Raw genomic sequence first — 25535 nt, 5'->3', positions numbered from 1 at the left:
CGCCCACTAGTGGGCATCGCCGGAAGTTCTTCGGGTGTCCCGCACCCCGAGCACGCACCTCGCGGCGTTGCAGACGCTCGCGAGACAACCCGGTCTGGCGTCGCGCCTGCGCCTTGCGATGCACGCACTCGGAGCACGGGCCACCCCCGAACAACTTCCGGCGATACCCACTAGCGTGGGCGCCGACCGCCCTGCCGGACCCGGGCCAATGGAGGCGCAAGTGGATCGTTTTCGCGACCCCGGCGAGCTCGCCCGCGTGCTCGGCGACGCGATGTCCGGCACCGGTGCGCTCTATCGCCAGCTCGCCGCGGCGCTGTCGTCGGCGGTGGGCGACGGGCTGCTCCTCGCGGGGGACCGCCTGCCGTCCGAGCGCGACCTCGCGGCAGCGCTGCACGTCAGCCGGGCGACCGTGGTGGCGGCGTACGACGAGCTGCGGGGCCGCGGCGTCGTCGAGAGCCGGCAGGGGAGTGGCACGCGGGTCGCCGCACCCGCCGACCGTGAGCCGGCCGCGGTGACCCGGCGACTGCAGCGGGGACTGTCCGCGGCCGCCGTACGACGCTTCGACCGGGCGCCCGACGGCCTGATCACGATGAGGTACGCCCTCGAGCCCGGCGACGCGCGGATCGCCTCGGCGATCGCGGACGTCGTCGAGGAGGACCTGCCAGCCCTGCTCGACGACGTCGGCTACGCGCCCCGCGGCCTGCCCGCGCTGCGTCAGGCGGTCGCCGACCACCACACCGCCCTCGGCGTGACCACGAGCCCGGACGAGGTGCTGGTCACCACGGGCACCCAGCAGGCGGTGGCCCTCGTCTCGCAGCTGCTGGTCGAGCGGGGTGCGACGGTCGCGGTCGAGTCACCGAGCTGGCCGGGCTGCTTCGACACCTTCAGTGCTCTGGGCGCCCGGCTGGTCGGCGTGCCGATGGACGACGACGGGCTCCGGGGTGACGCGCTCCGCGAGGTCCTCGCCGCCCACCGGGTCGCCGCGCTGTTCGTGATGCCGACCTTCCACAACCCGACCGGCACCCTGATGTCGGCGGTACGGCGCCGCGACGTCGCCCGCCTCGCCGCCGAGCACGGCGTACCCGTCGTCGAGGACCTCGCCTACTCCACCGCGCTCACCCACCCCGGCCCGGTCCCGCCGCCGATCGCCGCCTCCGCCCCACCCGGCGCCCGCGTGCTCAGCCTCGGCTCGCTGTCGAAGGCGCTGTGGGCGGGCCTGCGCGTCGGCTGGGTCCGCGCGAGCACGGGCGACATCGAGCAGCTCGGCTACCTCAAGGCCAATGCCGACATGGGCACCCCGCTGCTCGACCAGGCCGTCGCCGCCCGGATGCTGCCCCAGCTCGCCGCGCTGACCGCGGACCGCACCGCCGTCGCCCTCGAGCGGCTCGAGCACGCCACGGCGCTGCTCCGCACGCACCTGCCGGACTGGGCCTGGCGGGTCCCCGACGGCGGCACGGCCCTGTGGATCCGGCTGCCCGGCTACGACGCCTCGGTGCTCGCGCAGGTCGCGCTGCGTCACGGCGTCGAGGTCACGCCGGGCCGCGAGACGGATCCCACCGGGGCCTGGGACGACCACCTGCGGCTGCCGTTCACGTTCGAGCCGGCGCTGATGACCGAGGCGGTACGGCGCCTGGCCGCTGCCGCGGATGAGCTGACCCGGCGCTCCGGCTCCTAGGCTGGTCCCGTGAACCTGCCTGCTGCGGTCCTGTGGGACATGGACGGCACCCTCGTCGACACCGAGCCCTACTGGATGGCCACCGAGGAGGCCATCGCCGCCGAGCACGGCGGTACCTGGACCCACGAGGACGCGATGCAGCTGGTCGGCAACGACCTCATCGTGTCGGGGGAGTACATCAAGGCCAAGCTCGGCCTCACCCAGTCCGCCGAGGAGGTCGTCGAGCTGCTGCTCGACGGCGTGGTCGACCAGGTCCGGCACGCCGTACCGTGGTGCGCGGGCGCCCGCGAGCTGCTGCTCTCCCTGCACGACGCCGGGGTGCCGTGCGGCCTGGTCACGATGTCCTACCAGCGCTTCGTCGCGCCGATCCTCGAGCACCTGCCACCCGAGACCTTCCGGGTGATCGTCACCGGCGACATGGTCGACAACGGCAAGCCCCACCCCGAGGCGTACCTCACCGCGGCCGCTGCGCTGGGCGTCGACCCGGCCGACTGCGTCGCGATCGAGGACTCGCCGACCGGCGCCACGTCGGCGGCCGCGGCGGGGTGCACCGTGCTCGTCGTACCGAACCACGTGCCGGTCCTGCCGGGCCCCGGCCGGGTGTTCCGCGAGACCCTCGAGGGGGTCACTCCGCAGGAGCTGGGCTCGCTGCGTCCGGTCTGACGGCGTCTCGCGGGAGCGGGTACGGCGGCGGGGTGCCGCCGTAGGCCGGGCACAGCGCCTGGTGGGCGCACCACTTGCAGCCGGCGCCCTTGCGCGCCTCGAACGCCTGTCGCTCGGTGGCCGCCCGGATCGCGTCCCACACGGCCAGCACCTTGCGCTCGGTGGCCAGCAGGTCGCGCTCGTCGGGCTCGTAGCGCAGCACCTCGCTGTTGCCGAGGTAGACCAGCTGCAGCATCCTCGGCACGACGCCCCGCATCCGCCACAGCACGAGGGCGTAGAACTTGAGCTGGAAGAGCGCCCTGCCCTCGAACATCTCGCCCGGCGATGGGCCGGTCTTGTAGTCCACCACCCGGATCGCCCCGTCCGGCGCGACATCGACCCGGTCGATCACCCCGCGCAGCAGCAGCTTCGCGTCGGTGAGTGTCTCGACGTACAGCTCCCGGTCGGCGGGCTCGAGGCGGGTGGGGTCCTCGAGGTCGAAGTACTTGGCGAGGGTGTCGTGGCAGGACGCGAGCCACGCGGTGATCTCGGGGCCGTCCTCGGGGAACATGACGGTGACCGCCGGCTCGAGCTCCTGCAGCTCCTCCCAGGCCGGGGCGAGCATCCGGCCGGCGCGCTCGGGCGTGCGGTCGACGGCGGGCAGGTCGAAGAGCTGCTCGAGCACCCGGTGGATCACCGTGCCGCGGACGGCAGCGGGGGAGGCGGGCTCGGGGAGGCGGTCGATGCTGCGGAAACGGTAGAGCAGCGGGCAGTTGAGGAAGTCGCCGACCCGCGACGGGGAGAGCGCACCGAGCACCTCGACACCGTCGACGCGGGTGCCGCCCCGCTCCGACGGATCGGCCGGCTCGATGCCGGGGGCTGCTGGTGTGCTCGTCATGCGTTCGACAGTAGGGCAGCCCTCCGACACCGCGCCGAGGACGTCCGGCAGCCGAATCCCGGATAGCCTCGTGGTGTGTCCGGAAGCCAACGATCCGCCCAGGGGCGCGCGCCCCTGCCCCGGGGGATGTTCCGGATCGGCCGGATCGCGGGCAGCGACGTGCTCGTGTCCAGCTCGTGGTTCCTGATCGCCGGGCTGATCGCGGTGGTGATGAGCCCGCGGGTCGAGCAGGTGCAGCCCGGGCTGGGGGCGTGGACGTACGTCGTCGGAGTCGCCTTCGCGATCGCGCTCTACCTCGCGGTCCTGCTCCACGAGGCCTCGCACGCCGTCGTGGCCCGCCGGTTCGGGTTCACCGTGCACTCGATCACGCTGCACTTCCTCGGCGGCGCCACCTCCATCGAGGGCGAGGCCCGGCGCCCGCGCCAGGAGTTCTGGATCGCCGTCGTCGGCCCGATCACCTCGATCGCGGTCGGCGCGGCCGCGCTGGCCGCCTGGTTCGTCACGCCCGACGGACTGCTGCGGCTGGTGATCGAGGGACTCGCCGGCGCGAACCTGATGATCGGCGTGCTGAACCTCGTCCCCGCCCTGCCCCTCGACGGCGGCCGGGTGCTCAAGGCCGGCGTCTGGGCGATGACCGGCCGGGTCCACACCGGCACCGCCGTCGCAGCCTGGACCGGCCGGGGCACGGCTGTGCTCGTGGGGCTGTTCGCGCTGTGGTCCTCCCGCGACGGGTCCGTCGTCAACCCGCTGGTGCTGCTGGTCGTGGCGTTGTTCCTGTGGACCGGCGCGAGCCAGGCGCTCGCCGTCGCGGGCATCACCCGCCAGTTCAGCGGCGTGGTCGCCAGCGACCTCGCGCGCCGCGCGCTGACCGTCCCCAGCGACCTTCCCCTGGCCGAGGCGATGCGCCAGGCGCGGGAGGCCGGCGCGGGCAGCATCGTCACCGCGACCGCCGACGGGCGACCGGTCGGCGTCGTGGACGAGACCGCCGCGCGCGCCGTGCCCGCCGACCGGGCGCCGTGGGTCGCCGTCTCCACCGTCGCCCGCACGCTCGAACCGGGCCTGACGCTGCCGGTGCGGATCACCGGGGCCGCGCTGCTCGACACGGTCCGGTCCACCCCGGCGTCCGAGTACGTCCTGCTCGACGACGACGGCCGGGTGTACGGCGTGCTCGCCGCGGCCGACCTGATCCGCGCCGTGCGACCCTGAGCCGGTAGATTGCGCCGGTGACCGATGCGCCCCACAGCCCCGCCGCCGACGTTGCCGGCGACGTAGCCCCCGAAGCCTGGTCCGGCGTCCACCGCGGCCCCCTGCGTGCCGGCGAGTGGGTCCGCCTTGTCGACGGCAAGGGCCGCAAGCACAACTTCGAGCTCGTCCCCGGCAAGCGGTTCTTCTCCAACAAGGGCCACCTCGAGCACGACGAGCTGATCGGGCGCGAGGAGGGCTTCGCGGTCACCTCGTCGGTGGGCGGCGAGTACCTCGTCTTCCGGCCGCTGCTCTCGGAGTTCGTCGTCTCGATGCCCCGAGGCGCCGCGGTGGTCTACCCCAAGGACTCCGCGCAGATCGTCGCGATGGCCGACATCTTCCCCGGCGCCCACGTCGTCGAGGCCGGCGTCGGCTCCGGTGCGCTGACCTGCTCGCTGCTGCGCGCCGTCGGACCGCACGGCAAGGTGTCCTCCTTCGAGCGGCGTGAGGAGTTCGCCGACGTCGCCCGCCGCAACGTCACCCAGTTCTTCGGTGGCGACCACCCGGCCTGGCAGCTGACCCTCGGCGACCTGGCCGAGGCGCTGCCGGCGTCGGGGGAACGGTGCGACCGCATCATCCTCGACATGCTCGCCCCGTGGGACTGCCTCGACGCCGCTGCCGACGCCCTCCTGCCCGGCGGCATCGTGTGCGCCTACGTCGCCACGACCACCCAGCTCTCCAAGTTCGTCGAGGCGGTGCGGGTGCACGGAGGGTTCACCGAGCCCGCCCCGTGGGAGTCGCTGGTGCGCGACTGGCACGTCGAGGGCCTCGCCGTACGCCCCGGCCACAAGATGATCGGCCACACCGCGTTCCTCGTCACCGCCCGCCGGATGGCTCCCGGCGAGCGGGCGCCCCTCAAGAAGCGCCGTCCCGCACCCGGTGCGTACGGCCCCGACTACACCGGTCCGCGGCCGCCCGGCGTACCCGAGACGCCGGCCGACGACTGAGCGCACCAAGGTTGCGGTTTGGTCCCAAACCGCAACATTTCCGGCTCGAAACATGGTGTTTCTGCCCAAAGGCCGTTAATCACTTCCTTGTAACACCCGCCCGAGTAGTGTCGGACCAAGGAGGTGTGCCATGACGAGCATGGGAGAAGGCACGACAGGCGGACACCGTTCCCCGAGCCGCGAGGAGCTCGAGGACCAGGTGCGCTACCTCGAGGAGGAGGTCGGCGACCTGCGCCGTCGTCTGGTCGACAGCCCGACCGGCGCGGCCCGTTCGCTGGAGGCCCGACTCGCCGAGGCCCAGCGGTCCCTGGCGGCCGTCACGTCCCAGAACGAGCGGCTCGCCGGCACGCTGCGCGACGCCCGCGACCAGATCCTCAAGCTCAAGGAGGAGGTCGACCGGCTGGCACAGCCACCGGCGGGCTTCGGCACGTTCCTGCAGCGCAACGAGGACGACACCGTCGACGTGTTCACCGGCGGCCGCAAGCTGCGGGTGACCGTGAGCCCGAGCGTCGAGCTCGACACCCTGCGTCGTGGCCAGGAGGTCATGCTCAACGAGTCCCTCAACGTGGTCGCCGCCTTCGACTACGAGACGGTCGGCGAGGTCGTCATGCTCAAGGAGGTGCTGGCCGACGGTGAGCGCGTCCTGGTCATCGCCAACGCCGACGAGGAGCGCGTGGTCCGGCTCGCGGACCCGCTGCTGACCGAGACCCTGCGCGCCGGCGACTCGCTGTTGCTCGACTCCCGCGCCGGCTACGTCTACGAGAAGGTCCCGAAGTCCGAGGTCGAGGAGCTGGTCCTCGAAGAGGTCCCCGACATCACCTACGACACGATCGGTGGCCTCGGCAACCAGATCGAGGCGATCCAGGACGCCGTGGAGCTGCCGTACCTCTATCCCGAGCTGTTCGCCGAGCACGAGCTCAAGCCGCCCAAGGGAATCCTGCTCTACGGTCCTCCCGGCTGCGGCAAGACGCTGATCGCGAAGGCCGTCGCCAACTCGCTGGCCAAGAAGGTCGCCGCGAAGACCGGCCAGGAGGGGAAGTCGTACTTCCTCAACATCAAGGGCCCCGAGCTGCTCAACAAGTACGTCGGTGAGACCGAGCGCCACATCCGGCTTGTCTTCCAGCGGGCGCGGGAGAAGGCGAGCACCGGTACGCCGGTCATCGTGTTCTTCGACGAGATGGACTCGCTGTTCCGCACCCGTGGGTCGGGTGTCTCCTCCGACGTCGAGAACACGATCGTGCCCCAGCTGCTCAGCGAGATCGACGGCGTCGAGCTGCTCGAGAACGTCCTGGTCATCGGTGCCTCCAACCGCGAGGACATGATCGACCCGGCGATCCTGCGCCCGGGCAGGCTCGACGTGAAGATCAAGATCGAGCGCCCCGACGCCGAGTCGGCACGCGACATCTTCAGCAAGTACCTCACCCAGAGCCTGCCGCTGCACGCCGACGACCTCGCGGAGTTCAGCGGCGACCGCAAGGCCACCGTCGGCGGCATGATCCGGGCCACGGTCGAGCGGATGTACTCCGAGACCGAGGAGAACCGCTTCCTCGAGGTCACCTACGCCAACGGTGACAAGGAGGTCCTCTACTTCAAGGACTTCAACTCCGGCGCGATGATCCAGAACATCGTCGACCGGGCCAAGAAGATGGCGATCAAGGACTTCCTCGAGCACGACCAGAAGGGGCTGCGGGTCTCCCACCTCCTCCAGGCGTGCGTCGACGAGTTCAAGGAGAACGAGGACCTGCCCAACACGACCAACCCCGACGACTGGGCGCGGATCTCGGGCAAGAAGGGCGAGCGGATCGTCTTCATCCGCACCCTCATCACCGGCAAGCAGGGCACCGAGCCGGGTCGATCGATCGACACGGTCAACGACACGGGCCAGTACCTCTAGGAGCCGGCGAGACCGGAACCGATCCGGTCGAGCAGCAGCGCCTCGGCGAGGCACGCCCTGCGGAACTCGCCGAGGTGCAAGCTCTCGTCGATGCCGTGCGCCCGGGTGTCGGGGTCCTCGACGGCGGTGACCAGCACGGTCGCCTCGGGGAAGGACTCGGCGAGCAGGTGGATCAGCGGGATCGAGCCGCCGACGCCGATGTCGACCGGCTCGGCCTCCCAGGCGTCGCGCAGGGCACCGGTCATCACCGCGTGGGCGGGGCTGTCGTCGCCGAGGTCCACCGGGTGCGCGCACGCGCGCACAGTGGTAGTGACGGTCGCGCCGTGCGGCACGTGGGCCCGCAGGTGGGCGGTGACCGCATCCACCGCCGCCTCGGGTACGACGCCCGGCGGGATCCGCACCGAGAGCCGGGCCGTCGCGCGGGCACGGAGCACGTGGGCGGCGTCGCCGACAGCCGGCAGGTCGGTTCCGATCAGTGTGATCGACGGCTGGCGCCACAGCCGCGACGTGAGCGAGCCGCGGCCGGGCAGGGAGCTGGTGGCCGGGATGCCGGCGTCGGCGCGCAGCACCTGCTCGTCGTACTCGACGCCGGGGGTGAGACCGGGGCCCGCGAGGCCCGGGACCGCGACGGAGCCGTCGGTGTCGTACAGGCTCGCCACGGCGCGCACCAGAGCGCCGGCCGCGTCCGGCACGGCGCCGCCCCAGGCGCCCGAGTGGAGGTCGTGGTCGAGGACGCTGACGGCCACCTCGAGGTCGAGGATGCCGCGCAGTGAGGTGGTGAGCGAGGGTGTCCCGACGGCCCAGTTGACCGAGTCGGCGACCACGACGACGTCCGCGGCGAGTGCCTCACCGTGCTCGACGAGCAGCTTCGGCAGGCTGGGGGAGCCGATCTCCTCCTCGCCCTCGACCAGGATCCGGACGTTGCAGCCCAGCTCCGGGCCGAGCACGGCCAGCGCGGCCAGGTGGACGCCGATGCCGGCCTTGTCGTCGGCGGCGCCCCGCCCGAACAGCCGGTCACCGCGGCGGGTCGCCGTGAACGGCTGGCTGGTCCAGGAGCCGGCCTCGCCGGTGGGCTGCACGTCGTGGTGGGCGTAGAGCAGCACGGTCGGCCCCTCGACCTGCCGGGACCGGCCGAGCACAGCCGGCTGTCCGCCGTCGACGCTCACGACCGACACCTCGAGCCCGAGGTCGCTGAACGCCTCGGCGCTCTGCCGGGCGCTGCGCAGCACGTCGGCGCGATGCGCCGGGTCCACGCTGACCGACGGCACGGCGACCAGGTCGGCCAGCCGCTCCAGCACCGTCGGCAGCACCGCTTCGAGGCGGCCCGCGAGCTCCGCGGTGCGCGCGCTCACCGGACCACCCGCGTCCAGCCGTAGCGGTCGGGCGTGCGGCCCTCCTGCAGGCCCAGCAGGTCGTCGCGCAGGGCCGTGGTCCAGCGGCCCGGGCGTCCGTCGCCGATCCGCACGGAGCCGCCGGTCCAGCACAGCTCCGCGATCGGCGTGACGACCGCGGCGGTCCCGCACGCGAACAGCTCGGCCACCCGCCCGGACCGGGCACCGGCCTCGATCTCGGCGAAGGCGACCTGGCGCTCCTCGACCCGGGCGCCGAGGTCGCGGGCCAGGGTGAGGATCGAGTCCCGGGTGACCCCGGCGAGGATGGTGTCGCTGGTCCGTGGCGTGACCAGGGTCGTTCCGCTCGGCTCCTCGAGGACGACGACGACGTTCATCCCGCCGAGCTCCTCGAGGTGGCGCCCCTCGCGGGCGTCGAGGTAGAGCACCTGCTGGCAGCCGCGGTCGGTGGCGGCCTGCTGGACCAGCATGCCGCCGGCGTAGTTGCCGGCGCACTTGGCGGCGCCGGTGCCACCGGGGAAGGCCCGGGGCTGGTGCTCCTCGACCCAGACGCGGATGCCGTCGTACCCGGAGGCGAAGTAGGACCCGGCGGGCGAGCCGATGACGTGGAACGCGTACTCCCGGGAGGGCCGGGTGCCGAGGGCGGGCTCGGTGGCGATCATGAACGGGCGGAGGTAGAGGCTGCGCCCCGATCCCACCGGTACGACGTCCGCGCAGGCCGCGGTGAACAGCTCGACGGCCGCGACGAAGTCGGCGACGGGCAGCTCGGGCATCGCCATCCGGCGCGCGGACGACTGGAGCCGGGCGGCGTTCACCTCGGGTCGGAAGAGGCGGACCGCGTCGTCCTCGCCGCGGTAGGCCTTCATCCCCTCGAAGATCGCCTGCCCGTAGTGGAGGACCATCGCGGCCGGTGACAGTCGCAGGTCGGTGAGCGGGCCGAGGCGCGCGGCGGTCCAGCCGCCGTCTGCGGTCCAGCGCAGGGTGACCATGTGGTCGGCGAGCGCGGCGCCGAAGGTCGTGCTCGGGTAGGCCGCGAGCGATGTGTCGGTCATGTCGGCGACCCTAGGGACGCGCCGCGTCCGGGGCAGTGGGCGAGCTGCACACCGGTTCGGCGTGGTTCGGGCGGCACGCCTCCACGGCTCGTGCGACGCACTCGACGACACGGTCGACGTCGGCCGGATCGGTGTCCCACGCGGTCATCAGCCGCACCAGCCGGCGATCGCCGCGGCCACGCCAGGTCGTCAGCGCGACCTCCCGGGCGACCTGCTCGGCGACCGGGGCCGCGAGATCGGCGAAGACGGCGTTCGCCTCGGTGGGCACCGGCAGGGCGACATCGTCGAGCGGCGCGAGCCCGGCGGCCAGCCGCAGCGCCTGGTGGTTGGCGTGGTCCGCGTTGCGCCGCCACAGGTCGTCGTCGAGCAGGGCGAGGAGCTGGGCGGAGATGAACCGCGTCTTCGCCGGCAGCTGGCCGACGGCCTTGTGCAGGTAGTCGATGCCGGGCACGGCGTCGGGATCCAGGATCACCACTCCGTCGCCGAGGAGCCCGCCGTTCTTGCTGGAGCCCAACGACACCACGTCGACGCCGACGGCGGTCGTGAGCTCGGCCCAGGAGACGCCGAGGGTGACGGCGGCGTTGGCGAGTCGCGCCCCGTCGAGGTGCACCGCGAGGCCGAGGTCGTGGGCCTCGGCACACAGCGCCCGCAGGTCGGCGACCGAGTAGCAGGTGCCGAGCTCGGTGCTCTGGGTCAGCGACAGCACCGCCACCTGGGCGCGGTGCCGGTTGCCGTGGGCGAGGTGCTCGGCGAGGCGGCCCGGCCGGATCCGGCCGTCCGGCGACGGCGTCAGCACCAGCTTGAGCCCGGCCTTCTCAGGCGCCGCCGTCTCGTCGGTGTGGATGTGCGCGTCCTCGGCGCACAGCACCGACTCCCAGCGCCGCGTCATCGCCGACAGGACCAGCAGGTTGGCGCCGGTGCCGTTGAAGACAGGGACGTACGACGCCCGCGGCCCGAGCAGTTCGCGGAGTCGGCGCTCGGCCTCCCGGGTCCACGGGTCGGCGCCGTATGACGGCGCCCGGCCCCGGTTGGCCTCGGCCACCGCGGCGAGCACCGCGGGATGGGCCGGGGCGGCGTGGTCACTGGCGAAGTCGAGGGTCATCGGGCGCCTCCGAAGGTGCGGGCGACCGCCGTGCCGAGCAGGCCGAGATCGGTGCCGAGGGCGACGAGGTCGAGGGGCGGCAGGGTCGCGGCGTGCTCCGCGGAGAGGGCGAACATCGCGAGCAGGCGGCCGGAGTTCCGGGTCCGGACGGACAGGCCCGCGACGGCGGCCAGCAGCTCGGGGCCGTCGGGACGCCAGCCAGACGAGCGGGCCAGGTCGATCGGGCCCACGAAGACGCCGCTGACGCCGTCGACGCCGAGGATCCCGGCGGCGGCGTCGAGCCCGGCGGCGGTCTCGACCATCGGCAGCACCAGCGGGTCGGGGAGGTCGTCGAGCGACCCGGGCGCCCGGGCTGTCCGGTTGCGTCGGTAGCCGTCGCTGCGCACACCCTCGGGCGCGAACCGGGTCGCCGCGACGACGGCCTGCGCCTGGGCGACGCTCTCGACGGCGGGCACCACGACCCCGCGGGCGCCGAGGTCGAGCGCGCGGCCGATGGCGGCGGGGTTGTGGTCGGCGGTCCGGACCAGCACGGGAGTGGCGTGGAGCTCGGCGCAGCGCAGCAGGTCCGGCAGGCCGGACTCGGCGATCTCGCCGTGCTGGAGGTCGATGCCGAGCCAGCGCGGCCGGGTCCCCTCGTCGGCGAGGACGGCGGCGAGCGCCGCGGCGCCGAGCACGGTGAGCCAGAGCCCCGGCACGGGAACGGTGCCGGGGCTCTGGGGGAAGGTCTGACTCACGCGTTGCGGGCCTTCTCCGGCGGCACCATGTAGGTCGTGCGGCTCGGGAACAGGCCGAGCCGCACGCTGCTCTCCAGCCAGGAGATCGCCGCTCCGGTCGGGTCGACGACCGGGACCCGGTGGCCGGCCTCGGCGAGTGCCTCGCGGATCCGGTCGACGACGCCGAGCATGCCGGTGCAGCCGAGGACGATGACGTCGGCCTCCCCGGACTCGACCAGGTCGATGGCCTGCTCGGAGAGGCGCTGGATCATCAGCTCGTGGTCGTCGAGGCCGAGGACCGGGAGATCGATGACCCGGATCGCGGAGATGCGGTCCTCCACGCCGTAGCGGCGCGCGAGGGAGCGCAGCATGGGCAGCACGTTCGGCAGCACGGTGATGATCGCGACCCGCTCGCCGTGGGCCATCGCGGTGAAGATGGCTGGCTCGAAGCCGCCGACCACGGGTACGTCGATCACCTCGCGCGCCGCGTGCACGCCCGGGTCTCCGAAGCAGGTGATGAAGACGCCGTCGACGCCGTCGGCCTTGGCCTCGGCGATCCGGTCCAGGATGCCGGGCGCGGCGAGCGCCTCGTCGTACTCCGACTCGATGCTGGCCGTGCCGCGCAACAGCGGTACGGCGTCGATCTTGGTGTCGGGCAGCGCCCAGGATGTGGCGTCGTCGAGGGCGGCCTGCAGGAAGGTGTCGCCGATCGCGGGCAGGATGACTCGGATGTGCATGAAGGGCTCCTGTTGTTCGGGGACCTCCGACGCTAGGTCCGGGTCCCGGCCACGGGGCATGGGCGAGGTGCACAGACCCGGGGGAGCGGCTGGGCCGGTGGCCGCATCGGGACCGGCTCAGGCCCGCAGCGACCGGCAGGCCACCTGGAGCGCGAGCCGCTGGCTGGGGTCGTTGAGGTCGACGCCGAGCCGCTCGCGGATCTGTTGCAGCCGGGTGGTGATCGTGTTGCGGTGCACCCCGGTCGCGGCGGCCGTCTCGACCACGGACCCGCCACACTCGAGATAGGCGCGCAGGGTCGCGAGCAGGCCCTGGGACGCGGTATCCATCAGCGGAGCGAGCGCGGTCTCGGCGAAGGACCGGGTCACCTCCGACTCCTGCCAGGTGGCCAGCAGTCGCGCGACGCCGAGCTCGTCGGAGTGCTCGACGACGGGTCGGTAGTCGTGGCTCAGCGCCAGCAGCGCCGCATTGCGCGCCTCGTCGAGCGTCTCGACGAGGCCGCCGGGACCGCGGTGGGGACGCCCGATGCCGACCGCGATGCCGAGATCGCGGGGCATCGCGGCCGCCGCCCGGCGGACCCGCTGCAGCACGGCGCGCGCGTCCGCGGTCGGCGGCTCGGCCTCCGCGGAGGACCAGGCCAGCCAGCGGTCGCCGTCGTCCTGGCAGGCGACCACGGCGATGCCCTGGGCGGCGAGCTCGGCCGCCCACCGGGCGCGGGCCCGCTCCCGCTCGCTGTCGTCGAGCCCGGTTCGGGGCACCGCGTGCAGACCGACATGCCACTGCTGCAGCTGCCAGCCCAGGGACACCGCGCTCTCCACGACGCCGCGGCTGACGCCGTCGCGGTGCGCGACGATCTCGGCGAGGGTCTGCCGCTCGACGAGAGCGTCGTGCCGGCTCTGTGCCCGCTGCGTCGTGAGCCAGCTGCGCACGTGGGGCTCGGCGACGGCGAGGGCGCTGGCGACCTGGTTCATCCGGCCGTGGGAGGGCAGGGGGAGCCGGCAGCCCAGCCAGGCCGTGACTCGCGGGCTGTCGGGGTCGTGCACCGGATGTACCAGGCAGCCGTCGTCGCGCTGGGGGATGGCCCGGTCCAGGTGGATGTCCGGGGGGAGCTCCACCTCGGGACCGACCAGGCTGCGTCCGTCGGCGGTCAGCATCGACACCGCGATGCCGAGCTCGTCGGCGACGGCGCCGAGGATCTCCGGCGCGGTGTGCCGGCCGTGGATCCGGCGGACCACCCGGTTCACCACCCGCGCCTCGGCGAGCTCCGGTGCCCGCACCCGCACGGTCAGCTCCTGCAGCACCTGCACCGGGCGGCCGTGCGGCAGCCACACCAGGGGTACGGCGAGCCGGTCGGCGAGCCGGCTGGTGGCCAGCAGCGGCAGCTCGGCCTGGGCGATGACGAGCAGCCCGGCGACCCCCGCGTCGTGGGCCCGGCGCACCAGCGCGTCGAGCCGGTACGCCGGGGCGACCGCCTCCGGGCGGCACAGCAGCAGGCTGTCAGCGACGGCCTCGGGGTCGTCGGCGTCGTACCAGGCGACATCGAGGACCAGCCGCTCCAGGCCGGCGGCGCCCGCGACCACCCGGGCGTCGCGCAGCTCCGGTTCGCCCAACAGGTCCGCAACCCGCAGCGTCTCGCTCATCGTTCCTCCGTCTCGACCAGGCCGAAGGCACTCGGCCCGACCAGGTGGCGGGCGCTCTCGGGCCAGGCGTGCAGCGCCGGCAGTGAGCAGACGACGACCGCCTGCCCGACCCGGACCTCCTCGACCTGGAGCGGGCGCCGGCTGCGGTTGTCGAGGACCGCGACGACGTCGGGCGTCAGCGCGCCCGGCACGCCGTCGACGGTCGTCGCCAGGAACTCCTCCTGGTGGTCGACCCGCACGACCGCGCCGTCGCCGCCGTCGATCACGGTCAGCGTCCCGGGGGCGTCGCTGCTGCGCGGGACGATCTCCTCGACCCGGCCGACCCCGTGCAGCCGGGCGCCGAGGTCGGCGATGAGCACGGGCAGCGCGGCGGATCGGGCGGCCAGGAACCGGCGACCGAGCTCGATGCAGGCGCTGACGCTGCCACGCACGCCCATCCGGTCGAGGTCGCCGGCGGCGATCGGGTAGCCCGCGACCGAGGCGGCTCCGCCCATGCCGGCGGTGATGCCCGCCAGGATCGGCTCGACCGCCCGCGGCCCCATCAGCGGTACGACGACCACGTCGCCCGCGGGGCTGGCCACCGCGAGGGGAACCGGCGCGACTCCGTTGAGGGCCAGTGTGTTCTGGGTGAGCCTCGGGAAGGCGCGGCCCATCAGGTCGCCGTCGACGAACGGCAGGCCGAGCTCGATGGCGCCGATCGCGCCGACGAGGGCGTTGAGTCCGCCGATCTCGAAGGCGGCGGCGGCGCGGATCGGCCCCATGACCTGCTCGGCGACGGCGGCCGCCGCCCGGGCCAGGTCGACCGGGCTGAGCAGGCGCTCGGAGATCACGTCCGGGGAGCCGACGGCGCCGGTGTGGACCACGATGCCGTCAGGCGCGAGGTCCGCGGCGGGCACCAGCCGCAGGGAGCGGTCCGCGAGCAGGTGCCGGAGGAGGTGGGCCCCGACCCGCACGTCGCCCCCGCCGCCCGCGCCGAGGACCGCGGCGCCGGCGGCGAAGGCGTCGACGTCCTCGCGCTCGATACGGCGCTCGATACGGCGCTCAGCCATGGCGCAGCTCCGGCGGCGGGTCCTGGAGGGCCAGCTCGCCGACGGCCTTCACCCGCACCCGGTAGGCCTCGCCGGGCAGGTAGTTGAGGGGAAGCCGGACGGTGTCGACGACCTGCACCGTGCTCGGCCGGGCCCCGGCGGCGATGGCGCGGTCGACCGCCTCCTGGGCGGCGGCCTCGACGGCGTCGCGCGCCCCTGTGCCGGTGACGGTGACCACCCGGTCGACCTCGCCGCTGACGCGCGCGACGGCCGCGCCGACCGCGTTGGCGACCTCGTGGTGATCGGGCCGGAGCACCTCGGCGACCTCGGGCAGGTCGTCGGGGACGATGGCACCGCCGCCGCCGACCACGACCGCGGTCACCGGGTCGACCGAGAGCCGCATCCGGTCGACGGCGTCCGCGACGGACTGCCGGACCCCTCCCAGCACGGCGTCGACCAGGGGGCGCGGCACACCGCGGGTCAGGCTGCGGTCGCCGAGGTCGCACCGTCCGGCCGCGACCGCGATGTCGGTCGCGGTGAGGACGTCGCCGCCGAAGACGAGGGCGTCCTGGCGCAGGCGGAGGCCGACGCTGCGCGGGCCCAGGGTCGGTCGCTCCGCCGACCCGCCCACGACGCTGCCGCCGCCGAAGCTCAGCGAGATCACGTCAGGCATCCGGACGTTGGTCGGTACCAGCGCGACGCTGACGTCGTCGGGAGCCTCGCGCGGATAGCCCTGCTCCAGCACGCCGATGTCGACGGTCGTGCCGCCGACATCGATGACGGTGCAGGTGCTCCGGCCCGCGAGCACGGCCGCGCCGCGCATCGAGTTCGCGGGGCCGGACGCGAGCGTCGTGACGGGGAACCGGCGGGCGTACTCGACGCCCATCAGTGCGCCGTCGTTGCTGCTGAGGAAGATCGGCGCGTCGACCCGAGCGGCCCGTACGGCGGCGACGAGGCCGTCGGTGACGCGCTCGGCGAGCTCGCGCAGGGCGGCGTTGATCGCGGTCGCGTTCTCCCGCTCGAGCAGGCCGAGCGTCCCGATCTCGTGGGACAGGCTGACCGGCGCGTCGGGCAGCTCCTCGGCCAGGATCTGCGCCGCGGCCAGCTCCAGGTCGGGGGCGACGGGGGAGAAGACCGACGAGATGGCGTAGGACCGGGCGCCGGCGTGGTGGGCGGCGTCCAGCGCGGCGCGGAACTCGGCAGGGTCGAACGGCGCGATCAGCCGGCCGTCGTACTCGTGACCGCCGTGGCACAGGAAGACGTGACCGCCGACCGACGCGCGGAGCCGCTCCGGCCAGCCCGACAGCGGGGGCACCGCGGCGGCCGCCGGCAGGCCGAGGCGGATGACGGCGGTCGGTGCGAGGTGGGAGCCGTCGACCAGCGCGTTGAGGAAGTGCGTCGTGCCGATCATCACGGCCGCGACCTCGCGCGCCAGGCCGGGCCGGGAGGCGACCACGGCGCTGATGGCGCGGGCGATGCCGGTGGTGACGTCGGCGGTGGAGGCCTCCTTGGCGCTGGCGACGACGGTGTCGCCAGCGAGCAGCACCGCGTCGGTGTTGGTTCCGCCGACGTCGATGCCCAGGCGCAGCACGCGGTCCACGAGCGGCAGCCTAGTGATGCGGGGTGGGCGCTGACCATGCATCCCGCACAGCACTCTCGGAGGTCGCTGGGCTGGTTGCACAGTCGTGTGACGGCCGTCGCGGCGCAGTAGACCGGATCGTGGGCGACGGTGCGGGCGCAGATCGGGCGATGTGCTCAGTGCGGGACGCGACGCAGTGCTCAATGCCTCCTGTGCCCGGGGGCCGGCGGGACTTGACTGCCGCCACACCGAACAGCCCCTCCACCGGGAGACATCATGAACCGTCCACTCCTCCTCGCTCTCGCCACCTCGGCCACGCTCGCCATCACCGCGTGCAGCAGCGGCTCGACCGGCGGCTCCGGGAACGGCGCCGCCGCCCCCGAGGTCAAGGCCGCGACCATCGACGCCTCGGGCCCGCTGGCCGGCAAGACCGTCACCTACATCGACGGCTTGCCCGGCAACGCCCTCATGGAGGGCATCGCCCAGGGGCTCGCGACCGAGCTGAACGCCCAGGGCGCGAAAGTCGTCGACGTCTACCAGACGAACGCGCAGAACCAGCTGGACCTCGCCGTCGCCAACCAGCGCATCCAGGAGGCGATCGCGCAGGACGTCGACGCCATCGTCGCCTTCCCGCTCGACGTGAACTCGATCAGCCCCGGCGTCGCGGCCGCCAAGAAGGCCGGCATCCCGCTGTTCATCTTCCAGGACCTCGGTGGCCTGGACGTGACCGGCAAGCTCGCCTTCCCCGACGAGGAGCGGGGTCGCGACACCGGCAAGGCACTCGCGGAGATCGTCGGCGGAGAGGGAGAGGCGACGGTCCTCTCGGGCATCCCCACCGACAACATCGAGAACGCCGTGGCCGGCGCCGTCGAGGGGCTCGAGGCCGGCGGACTGAAGATCGTGGGCGACCCCGCCAACCAGCGCAACCTCAAGGACGACGCTCCCGGCGCCCAGCAGATCGCGCAGGGCATCTTCGCCCAGCACCCCGACCTCGACGCCCTCGTCGTCTACAACTCGGCCTCCGCGACCGGCGCGATCGCCGCCGCCAAGCAGGCCGGCATGCTCGACCAGGTCAAGATCGCGACGATGGCCGGCGAGGACGCCAACATCGAGCAGCTCAGGACCGGCGAGCTGGCGCTGTCGTACGACTTCGACGGCACCAACTACGGCAAGGAGATGGCGCAGCTGGTCGCGCGCTCGCTCGAGGGGGAGCAGCTCGACAACGAGGTCGTCGAGGCGCCGCTGGGCAAGATCTTCACGCAGGACAACGTGGCCGACTTCGTGCCGTGGCCCGAGCGCATCCAGTACGTCGAGCTCCCGCACACCTACTGAGGCGCCGGCCGTGAACGCGCACCGTCTCGAGACGACACCCGCGCTGTCGGTCGTGTCCGTGTCCCGCAGGTTCGGTCCGACCCTCGCCCTCGACGAGGTGGACCTCAGCTTCGCGCCCGGCCGGGTCACCGCCGTGGTCGGCGCGAACGGCTCCGGCAAGAGCACCCTGCTCCGCATCCTCGCGGGCCTGCTGGCTCCGTCAGCGGGGCGGGTGCTGGCCTTCGGCGCGCACGAGGTCCGGTCCGTCCACTCGGCGCTCGACGCCGGCGTGGTCCTGGTTCCCCAGGAGCCGACCCTGGCCGGGCACCTCACCGTGTGGCAGAACGTCAGCCTGGTCAGCGCGGCGCGGCGCACCGGGTTCTTCCTCAACGACCGCCGGGCCCGCCGGTTCGCGGCCCAGCACGTCGCGGGCCTGCTGCCGGCCGAGATGCTGGACCGCCCGACCGGCTCGCTGAACAAGTCCTCCCGCCAGCTGGTGCAGCTCGCGGCGGCGATGGCCCGGGACCCGCAGGTCCTGCTGCTCGACGAGCCGACCGCCGTGCTCGACGAGGACGGCGTGGTCGCGCTGCACGCGCTGGTGCGCTCCTTCCGCGAGCGCGGCGGCACGGTGCTGATCGTGTCGCACCGGCTCAAGGACGTGCTCGAGCTCGCCGACGACGTGGTGGCGTTGCGCAACGGGCGGGTCCAGCTCGACTGCGCGGTCACGCCGCAGACCGAGCGGGAGATCGTCGCCCTGCTGTCCGCCGAGTCCCGGGTCGACCGCGACCACCGGGCCGTGGACGACGCCCCGGCCGTGCTGCGGGCCGCCGGCCTGCGGGGCTGGCGCGGGCTCGACGTGCCGGAACTGGCCGTCCGGGCCGGCGAGATCGTCGGCGTCGCCGGGCAGAGCGGCAGCGGCCGCTCCCGGCTGGCCGCGGCGCTCGCCGGGTCACACCCGGCGCAGGGCACGGTCACCGTCGACGGGACGTCGGTGCGCACCGGCAGCATCCGCTCGGCGCGGGCCGCGGGCATCGCCTACATCCCGGAGGACCGGCACGCTGCCGCGATCATGGGCAACCAGACCGTCGAGGCCAACCTGCTCCTCGGGCAGGTCGACCCGACCCTGCGGACCGGGCTGTTCCGGTCGCGGCGCGGCGAGCGCCGGGTCGGGCGGGGCCTGGTGGCGTCGTACGACATCCGGCCCCCGCTGCCCGACAAGCAGGCCGGCCTGCTCTCGGGCGGCAACCAGCAGAAGGTCGTGGTCGCCCGCGCCCTGGCCGGCCGGCCCAAGGTCGTGATCGCCGACGAGCCCACCCAGGGCGTCGACGCTGCCGCGCGCAGCGCCATCCACGACGCGCTGGTCGCCAGCGCCGAGGAGGGCACCGCGGTGCTCGTGGTGTGCAGCGAGTTCGAGGAGCTGTTCGCGCTGGCCGACCGGATCGTCGTGCTCTACGACGGCCGCGTGGTCCTGGACCGGCACTGCTCGGCCACCACCCCCGACGAGGTGCTCGCCGCCTCGCTCGGCTCGACGGCGCCGGCCGTCGTACCTCCGACCGATCCCACCGACAACCTGGAAGAGGTGCTCGCATGACTGCCGTGACCGCTCCCGTGGAGCCCTCCGGCTCGGGCAGCCCGCTGCTCGACCGGGTCCGCGCCCTCCCGCCGACGCTGCGCCAGCAGACCCTGTTCGGCCTGATCCTGCTCGCGATGTTCCTGGGCTCGATGCCGTTCGTCGCCCAGATGCGGGACGCCGACTTCCTGATGCTCCAGCTCGCGACCTACTCCGCCGTGCTGGTCATGGCGCTGGGGCAGACGTTCGTCGTCCTCCAGGTCGGCTTCGACCTGTCGACCGGAGCGGTCCAGGGCTTCACCGGGGGACTGGTCTACCTGCTGGTCGGCCACGGCTTCACCGACGGCCTCATGATCGTCGTGTGCCTGCTCGCGGCCACCGCGATCGGCGCGGTCGTGCACGGCCTGCTGATCACCCGGGCCCGGATGAACTACTTCATCGTCACGCTGGCGACGTACACGATCCTGCCGAGCCTGCTGCGGGTGATCCTCGACGGCGCCAGCAAGCCGGTCCACAGCCCCGCGCTGGACACCCTTGCCAACGGCGAGGTGCTCGGCATCCGCACCCCGATCGTGGTCGCCGCTGTCGTGTTCGCACTGCTGTGGGTGGTGCTCAACCGCACCGTGTTCGGCCGCAACGTGTACGCCGTCGGCAGCAACCGCGAGGCCGCCCGCCTCGCCGGGCTCCCGGTCACCGCGATCACCATGGCCTGCTACGGCATCTGCTCGCTGTGCGCCGGTGTCGCCGGCCTGCTGCTGCTCGGGAACCTCGGCGCCGCGGACCCCTCGGCCGGGCTCGGCAACGAGTTCTTCGCCCTCACCGCGGTCCTCCTCGGCGGGACCCGGTTCTCGGGCGGCCAGGGCAGCCTGTTCGGCACCCTGCTCGGGATCCTGTTCCTCGTCGTCCTCGCCAACATCCTGCTGCTCAGTGGGATGCCCCAGTTCTGGATCGGCGCCGTGCAGGGCGTCGTCCTCCTCGTCGCCGTCGGCATCGACCGCGCCCGGCGCGACTGACCCTGCGCATCCGCGCGTCCACACCCTCGAGAGGAAGTCCCCATGTCCCTGCGCATCGGAGTCGACGTCGGTGGCACGAACACCGACGCAGCCGTCCTCGACGGCTCCCGGGTGGTGGCCTCGACCAAGAGCCCGACCACCCCCGACGTCACGTCCGGCATCCTCGCCGCCCTCACCGAGGTGCTCCGCGAGGTCGATGCCCCCGACGTCTCGTCGGTCTTCATCGGCACGACCCACTTCATCAACGCCATCGCCCAGGCCCGCGGCCTCGAGCCGGTCGCCTTCGTGCGGCTGGCGACGCCGCCGCAGAGCATGTTCCCGCACAACGGCTGGCCCGAGCACCTGCGCTCGGTCGTCGGAGAGCACATCTTCGTGTGCGCGGGCGGCTCCCAGTTCGACGGGCGGCTGCTCTCGGACCTCGACGAGCCGGGGCTGCGTGCCATCGCGGCGCAGATCCGGTCCGCCGGCCTGCGCCGGGTCGCGCTCAGCTCGGTGTTCTCCTCGGTCAACCCCGAGCCGGAGGACCGGGCCGCGGTGATCCTCGCCGAGGAGCTGCCGGACGCGACCATCACCAAGTCGGCCGACGTCGGCCGGGTCGGCCTCCTCGAGCGGGAGAACGCGACCATCCTCAACGCCGCCCTGCTCGGGCTGGCGGAGAACGTCGTCGACGGTCTCGAGAAGGTCGTGGCCGGGGTCGGGATCGCCGCTCCGGTGCTGCTCTCCCAGAACGACGGCACCGTGATGTCCCTCGACCGGGCCCGCGCCTACCCGATCTTCACCATCGCGTCAGGGCCCACCAACTCGATGCGCGGCGCGGCCCTGCTGACCGGCCTCCAGGACGGCGTGGTCGTCGACGTCGGCGGCACGACGAGCGACATCGGCCTGCTGCAGAACGGCTTCCCCCGCGAGTCCACGGTCGCGATGAGCCTGGCCGGGGTCCGCAGCAACTTCCGGATCCCCGACGTCTTCTCGCTGGCCCTCGGCGGCGGCACGATCGTCTCCGACGCCGGCGCCGTGGTCGGCCCGGAGAGCGTCGGCTACCGCATCACCGAGGAGGCGCTGGTCTTCGGCGGCTCCACCGTCACGTTCACCGATGTCGCCGTCGCGGCGGGCGCACCCGAGGTGGGCGAGGCCGCCCGGGCCGCCGGGATCGACTTGGCGACCATCGAGCAGGCGCTGGCCGTCGTACGCGACCGGCTGGTGCACGCTGTCGAGCGGACCAAGCTGAGCGAGGACGCCGTACCCGTGATCGTGGTCGGCGGCGGCGCCCCGCTGCTCAAGGCCGTGCCGGGACTCGAGGACCTGGTCATCCCCGACCAGGCGGGCGTCGCGAACGCCGTCGGCGCCGCCTTCGCCGAGGCCGGGGGAGAGGTGGACCGGACCTACTCGCTGGCCACCCGGACCCGGGCCGAGGTGCTCGCCGAGGCCGAGGAGGAGGCCTGCCGCCTCGCCGTCGAGGCCGGCGCCGACCCGGACCTCGTCCGGGTCATCGACGTGGAGGACGTGCCGCTCACCCACCTGCCCGGCGGCGGCGCGGTGCACGTCCGGATCAAGGCAGTCGGGCCGTTCACGGCCACCAAGAGCGAGTTGGAAGGTGCACTGGCATGAAGCTGATCGACGAGCAGGCGCTGCTCGACATGACCCTCGGATCGACGATCCTCGGCTCGGGCGGAGGTGGCGACCCGCACGTCGGGATGCTGCTGGCCCGCGACGCGATCCGCAAGCACGGCCCGGTGCCGCTGGTCGACCTCGAGGAGGTGCCCGACGACGCCAACATCGTGTTCATCGCGGGCATCGGCGCGCCCGGCGTGCTCATCGAGAAGCTGCCCCGGGCCGCCGAGTACGAGCGGGTGCTGCAGGAGCTGGAGCGGTTCACCGGCCAGCGGTACGACTACGTCTGCCCGGCCGAGGCCGGCGGCCTCAACGCGGTCACGCCGTTCGCGTGCGCCGCGCCGTCCGGGGTGCCGGTGATCGACGCCGACGGCATGGGCCGCGCGTTCCCGAAGCTGGAGATGGTCACCCCGACCCTCTACGGCGGGAAGGCGACGCCCTTCGTGATGCTCGACGAGCACGGCAACACCATGTTCGCCGAGACCGCGACGAACGCCTGGGCCGAGGACTACGCCCGGGCCGGCGTCCTGGCCAGCGGTGCGAACGCCGCGATGGCGCTCTACCCGATGACGGGCGCCGAGGCGAAGCAGCGGCTGGTCCGCGGCGCGCTCACGACGGCCTCCGACATCGGCCGCGCCATCCGTGAGGCCCGCGAGCAGCACGTCAACCCGGTGCAGGCGGTGCTCGACCAGCAGGACGGCGTGCTGCTGTTCACCGGCAAGGTGCAGTCCGTGCAACGGCAGAACAAGGACGGCTGGACCATCGGCGAGGCGACCATGGTGGGTCTCGACGCGTTCGAGGGCCAGGAGTTCGTCATGTACTTCCAGAACGAGAACCTGGCGGCCACGCGCAACGGCGAGTTCGTCGCGACCACTCCGGACCTGATCATGGCGATGGAGCTGGACTCCGGTGAGCCGATCCCGTCCGAGGTGATCCGCTACGGCTACCGGGTCGCGGTGATCGGCCTGCCGGCCGACGCGCACTGGCGCACCCCGGCCGGCGTCGAGATCAGCGGTCCGCGCCGGTTCGGCTACGACACCGACTTCCGGGCGGTCGAGGAGATCGCTGGATGACCAGCACCCTGCTGCGGGGTGGTCGCGTCCTCGTCGGGGACGGGACCACCCCGGTGCGGGCCGACGTGGTCGTCGCCGACGGGCGGATCGCCGAGGTGGCCCTCGGCGGGCCGCTGGCGGCCGCCGCCGGCGAGGTCCTCGACATCGCCGGCGCCGTGGTCGCGCCGGGCCTCGTCGACTGCCACGTGCACCTCGTCTTCGACGGGATGGACTCGCAGCGGCTGCAGGCCGAGCCGTTCTCGCTGCAGTACTTCCAGGCCGCCCGGGCGATGGCCGCCACCCTCGCCACCGGCGTGACGACGGTGCGCGACGCGGGCGGCGCGGACCTCGGGATGAAGGTCGCCCAGGAGCGTGGACTGCTGCCCGGGCCCCGGCTGCGGACCGCGGTGTCGGTGCTGAGCCCCACCGGCGGCCACGCCGACGGCTGGACTGTCCACGGCGACGACGTACGCCTGCTGGTTCCGCATCCCGGACGTCCGGCCTGCGTCGTCGACGGCGTCGAGGCGATGCGGCTGCGGGTGCGCGAGCTGGCCCGAGCCGGCGCGGACGTGATCAAGGTGTGCGCCTCCGGCGGCGTCATGTCGACCCGTGACGACCCGCACCACCCGCAGTTCTCGTACGACGAACTCGCGGTCTGCGTCGCCGAGGCCGCCGACCACGGCCTCGGTGTGATGGCGCACGCGCACAGCGCGGAGGGGATCCACCGCGCGCTGCGCGCCGGCGTGCGGTCGATCGAGCACGGCGTGTACCTCGACGACGCCGGCATCGAGCTGCTGCTGGACCGCGACGCCTGGCTGGTCCCGACCCTGCTGGCGCCGGTCGCCCTCGTCGAGTCGATCGACGCCGGGATGCGGGTGCCGCCGGAGGTCGAGGCCAAGGCCCGCCGGATCGCCGAGGGTCATCTCGCCGCCGTCGCCCGCGCCTACGATGCCGGCGTGCGGATCGCGCTCGGCACCGACAGCGGTGTGTTCGCCCATGGCCAGAACCATCGTGAGCTGGCCCTGCTGGCCGAGGCCGGGATGCGGCCCGAGGAGGTCCTGGCCACCAGCCGTGCCGGCGCCGAGCTGCTCGGGCTCGACGACGTCGGGACGGTCACCGTCGGCGCCCGCGCCGACCTGGTCGTCCTCGACGGCGACTGGGCCGACCTGGGTCGCTTCGCCGACAACCTCCGACTGGTGCTGCAGGACGGGGTGGTCCGGTGACCTACGACGTCGCCCGGCTGCGGTCCCTGGTTCCGGCGCTGGCCGCCGGGACCGTCTTCCTCGACGGTCCCGGCGGCACCCAGACGCCGCTCCCGGTCGCCGACGCCATGCGCGCGGTGCTGCTCGCGCCGCTGTCCAACCGTGGCTCGGCGACCGCATCCGCCCGCAACGCCGAGGCCGTCGTCCAGGGCTTCCGCCGCGCCGTCGGAGACCTGTTCGGCACCACCGACCACGCCGTGGTCACCGGCCGCAGCGCCACCCAGCTCGCCTTCGACCTGGCCCGCACCATCGCCGCCGACTGGGCGCCCGGCGACGAGGTGGTCGTCTCGACCCTCGACCACGACTCCAACATCCGGCCCTGGGTACTCGCAGCGGCCGCCGCCGGGGCCGTCGTACGCCGGGTCGACCCGGACCCGGAGACCACCGAGATCCCGGTCGAGCGGATCGCCGCCCAGCTCTCGGGGCGGACCCGGCTGCTCGCGATCACCGGTGCGTCCAACCTGGTCGGCACCCGCCCTGACCTGCCCGCCGCGGCGGCGCTCGCCCGCTCCCACGGCGCGCAGGTGTGGGTCGACGGTGTGCACCTGGCCGCCCACGCCCCCGTGCACCTCGGGGAGCTCGACGTCGACTTCCTGGTCTGCTCGCCGTACAAGCTGATGGGGCCGCACTGCGGCGTGCTCATCGCCCGTCCCGAGGCCCTGGAGCCCCTGCGGCCGGCCGGCGCCGTCGACCGACGCCGTTCCCGAGCGGTTCGAGCTCGGCACCCTGCCCTACGAGCTGCTTGCGGGCACCACCGCGGCCATCGACCTGCTGGCGTCCCTGGCGCCCGCGCAGGAGGGCGAGGACCGTAGGAGCCGGCTGGCGCGCGCGATGAGCGCGGTCGAGGAGCACGAGGACGGGCTCCGCCGGATCCTGGAGCGGGGCCTGGCCGGGCTGCCGGGGGTGCGGGTCCACTCTCGAGCCGCCCGGCGAACCCCGACCCTGCTGCTCACCGTCGAGGGATGCGACCCGCAGCAGCTCGTCGCCGGGCTCGCGGAGCACGACGTCGTCGCGTCGGCCGGCACCTTCTACGCCGCCGAGGGCGCGCGGGCGCTGGGCCTGCCCGTGGGCGGAGGACTCCGGTTCGGGCTGGCTCCCTACAACGACCGGAGCGACGTCGACCGCGCGCTCACCGCGCTGGGTGCGGTGCTCGGGGCTTGACCGGGGCGGGCGGGGCCGCGCGTCGCCGCGCGTCGATTCCCACCGGCTTGCCATGATGG

22 protein-coding genes are annotated in these 25535 nt (G+C 73.6%); 13 read left to right on the top strand and 9 right to left on the bottom strand.

Annotated features, from left to right (window positions below):
- Positions 1-220 precede the first annotated feature (220 nt).
- On the top strand, positions 221-1675 hold the full coding sequence (locus QI633_RS13375) for a PLP-dependent aminotransferase family protein (protein WP_282429270.1): 1455 nt from the start codon (positions 221-223) through the stop codon (positions 1673-1675).
- Between the two features lie 9 nt (positions 1676-1684).
- The gene (locus QI633_RS13370; protein WP_260805966.1) at positions 1685-2338 is read left to right on the top strand and encodes an HAD family phosphatase; all 654 of its coding nucleotides are present in this window, start codon (positions 1685-1687) and stop codon (positions 2336-2338) included.
- Here QI633_RS13370 and QI633_RS13365 read toward each other — a convergent pair.
- Complete coding sequence (locus QI633_RS13365) at positions 2301-3215, bottom strand: PD-(D/E)XK nuclease family protein (protein ID WP_141798742.1); 915 nt, start codon at positions 3213-3215, stop codon at positions 2301-2303. The two genes, QI633_RS13370 and QI633_RS13365, sit on opposite strands and share 38 nt — an antisense overlap.
- Positions 3216-3290: 75 nt before the next feature.
- Between QI633_RS13365 and QI633_RS13360 the strand changes: the two genes are divergently transcribed.
- The 3 genes from QI633_RS13360 (at position 3291) to arc (ending at position 7298) form a co-directional block, all read left to right on the top strand.
- Positions 3291-4421 carry a site-2 protease family protein gene (locus tag QI633_RS13360; RefSeq protein WP_282429269.1) on the top strand — a complete coding sequence of 377 codons (1131 nt, stop codon included), beginning with the start codon at positions 3291-3293 and terminating at the stop codon, positions 4419-4421.
- 101 nt (positions 4422-4522) lie between these two features.
- Positions 4523-5404 carry a tRNA (adenine-N1)-methyltransferase gene (locus QI633_RS13355; RefSeq protein ID WP_186348247.1) on the top strand — a complete coding sequence of 294 codons (882 nt, stop codon included), beginning with the start codon at positions 4523-4525 and terminating at the stop codon, positions 5402-5404.
- Between the two features lie 130 nt (positions 5405-5534).
- Entirely contained in the window at positions 5535-7298 is a 1764-nt protein-coding gene (arc, locus tag QI633_RS13350; RefSeq protein WP_141798744.1) for a proteasome ATPase, read from the top strand.
- Here arc and QI633_RS13345 read toward each other — a convergent pair.
- From QI633_RS13345 to QI633_RS13310, 8 genes are all read right to left on the bottom strand, one after another.
- Positions 7295-8650 (bottom strand): M20/M25/M40 family metallo-hydrolase, encoded by a 1356-nt coding sequence (locus QI633_RS13345; protein WP_282429268.1) that lies wholly within the window; start codon positions 8648-8650, stop codon positions 7295-7297. The genes arc and QI633_RS13345 overlap by 4 nt on opposite strands.
- Positions 8647-9699: a branched-chain amino acid aminotransferase gene (locus QI633_RS13340; RefSeq protein WP_282429267.1), complete on the bottom strand. Its 1053-nt coding sequence runs from the start codon at positions 9697-9699 to the stop codon at positions 8647-8649. The genes QI633_RS13345 and QI633_RS13340 overlap by 4 nt, the downstream gene beginning before the upstream one ends.
- 10 nt (positions 9700-9709) lie before the next feature.
- Positions 9710-10801, bottom strand: a complete 1092-nt coding sequence (locus QI633_RS13335) for a beta-eliminating lyase-related protein (RefSeq protein ID WP_282429266.1) — start codon at positions 10799-10801, stop codon at positions 9710-9712.
- A complete protein-coding gene (locus tag QI633_RS13330; RefSeq protein WP_282429265.1) occupies positions 10798-11535 on the bottom strand; it encodes an aldolase/citrate lyase family protein in 738 nt (245 codons plus the stop codon). The genes QI633_RS13335 and QI633_RS13330 overlap by 4 nt, the downstream gene beginning before the upstream one ends.
- Positions 11532-12251 (bottom strand): aspartate/glutamate racemase family protein, encoded by a 720-nt coding sequence (locus QI633_RS13325; RefSeq protein WP_141798748.1) that lies wholly within the window; start codon positions 12249-12251, stop codon positions 11532-11534. Before QI633_RS13325 ends, QI633_RS13330 begins: the two co-directional genes overlap by 4 nt.
- A gap of 117 nt (positions 12252-12368) precedes the next feature.
- Entirely contained in the window at positions 12369-13889 is a 1521-nt protein-coding gene (locus QI633_RS13320; protein ID WP_282429264.1) for a PucR family transcriptional regulator, read from the bottom strand.
- Entirely contained in the window at positions 13886-14938 is a 1053-nt protein-coding gene (locus QI633_RS13315) for a DUF917 domain-containing protein (RefSeq protein WP_141798750.1), read from the bottom strand. Before QI633_RS13315 ends, QI633_RS13320 begins: the two co-directional genes overlap by 4 nt.
- Entirely contained in the window at positions 14931-16517 is a 1587-nt protein-coding gene (locus QI633_RS13310) for a hydantoinase/oxoprolinase family protein (protein ID WP_260805968.1), read from the bottom strand. Before QI633_RS13310 ends, QI633_RS13315 begins: the two co-directional genes overlap by 8 nt.
- Before the next feature lie 255 nt (positions 16518-16772).
- Between QI633_RS13310 and QI633_RS13305 the strand changes: the two genes are divergently transcribed.
- Genes QI633_RS13305 through QI633_RS13270 form a run of 8 tightly spaced genes read left to right on the top strand, consistent with a single transcriptional unit; the run spans position 16773 to position 25476 of the window.
- The gene (locus QI633_RS13305; RefSeq protein ID WP_141798751.1) at positions 16773-17828 is read left to right on the top strand and encodes a sugar ABC transporter substrate-binding protein; all 1056 of its coding nucleotides are present in this window, start codon (positions 16773-16775) and stop codon (positions 17826-17828) included.
- Between the two features lie 10 nt (positions 17829-17838).
- Positions 17839-19398, top strand: a complete 1560-nt coding sequence (locus tag QI633_RS13300) for a sugar ABC transporter ATP-binding protein (protein WP_141798752.1) — start codon at positions 17839-17841, stop codon at positions 19396-19398.
- On the top strand, positions 19395-20390 hold the full coding sequence (locus tag QI633_RS13295) for an ABC transporter permease (RefSeq protein ID WP_141798753.1): 996 nt from the start codon (positions 19395-19397) through the stop codon (positions 20388-20390). Before QI633_RS13300 ends, QI633_RS13295 begins: the two co-directional genes overlap by 4 nt.
- Positions 20391-20432: 42 nt before the next feature.
- Positions 20433-21998 carry a hydantoinase/oxoprolinase family protein gene (locus QI633_RS13290; RefSeq protein ID WP_282429263.1) on the top strand — a complete coding sequence of 522 codons (1566 nt, stop codon included), beginning with the start codon at positions 20433-20435 and terminating at the stop codon, positions 21996-21998.
- Positions 21995-23074, top strand: a complete 1080-nt coding sequence (locus QI633_RS13285; RefSeq protein ID WP_282429262.1) for a DUF917 domain-containing protein — start codon at positions 21995-21997, stop codon at positions 23072-23074. The genes QI633_RS13290 and QI633_RS13285 overlap by 4 nt, the downstream gene beginning before the upstream one ends.
- Positions 23071-24276, top strand: a complete 1206-nt coding sequence (locus QI633_RS13280) for an amidohydrolase family protein (protein ID WP_282429261.1) — start codon at positions 23071-23073, stop codon at positions 24274-24276. Before QI633_RS13285 ends, QI633_RS13280 begins: the two co-directional genes overlap by 4 nt.
- Positions 24273-25127, top strand: a complete 855-nt coding sequence (locus QI633_RS13275; RefSeq protein ID WP_282429260.1) for an aminotransferase class V-fold PLP-dependent enzyme — start codon at positions 24273-24275, stop codon at positions 25125-25127. Before QI633_RS13280 ends, QI633_RS13275 begins: the two co-directional genes overlap by 4 nt.
- A complete protein-coding gene (locus tag QI633_RS13270; protein WP_349016731.1) occupies positions 25042-25476 on the top strand; it encodes an aminotransferase class V-fold PLP-dependent enzyme in 435 nt (144 codons plus the stop codon). Before QI633_RS13275 ends, QI633_RS13270 begins: the two co-directional genes overlap by 86 nt.
- The last annotated feature ends 59 nt before the right edge of the window (positions 25477-25535 follow it).

This window comes from Nocardioides sp. QY071 (assembly GCF_029961765.1).
Taxonomy (GTDB): domain Bacteria; phylum Actinomycetota; class Actinomycetes; order Propionibacteriales; family Nocardioidaceae; genus Nocardioides.
Note: the sequence above shows the minus strand (reverse complement) of the source record. Positions and strands in the feature narration are given on the sequence as shown.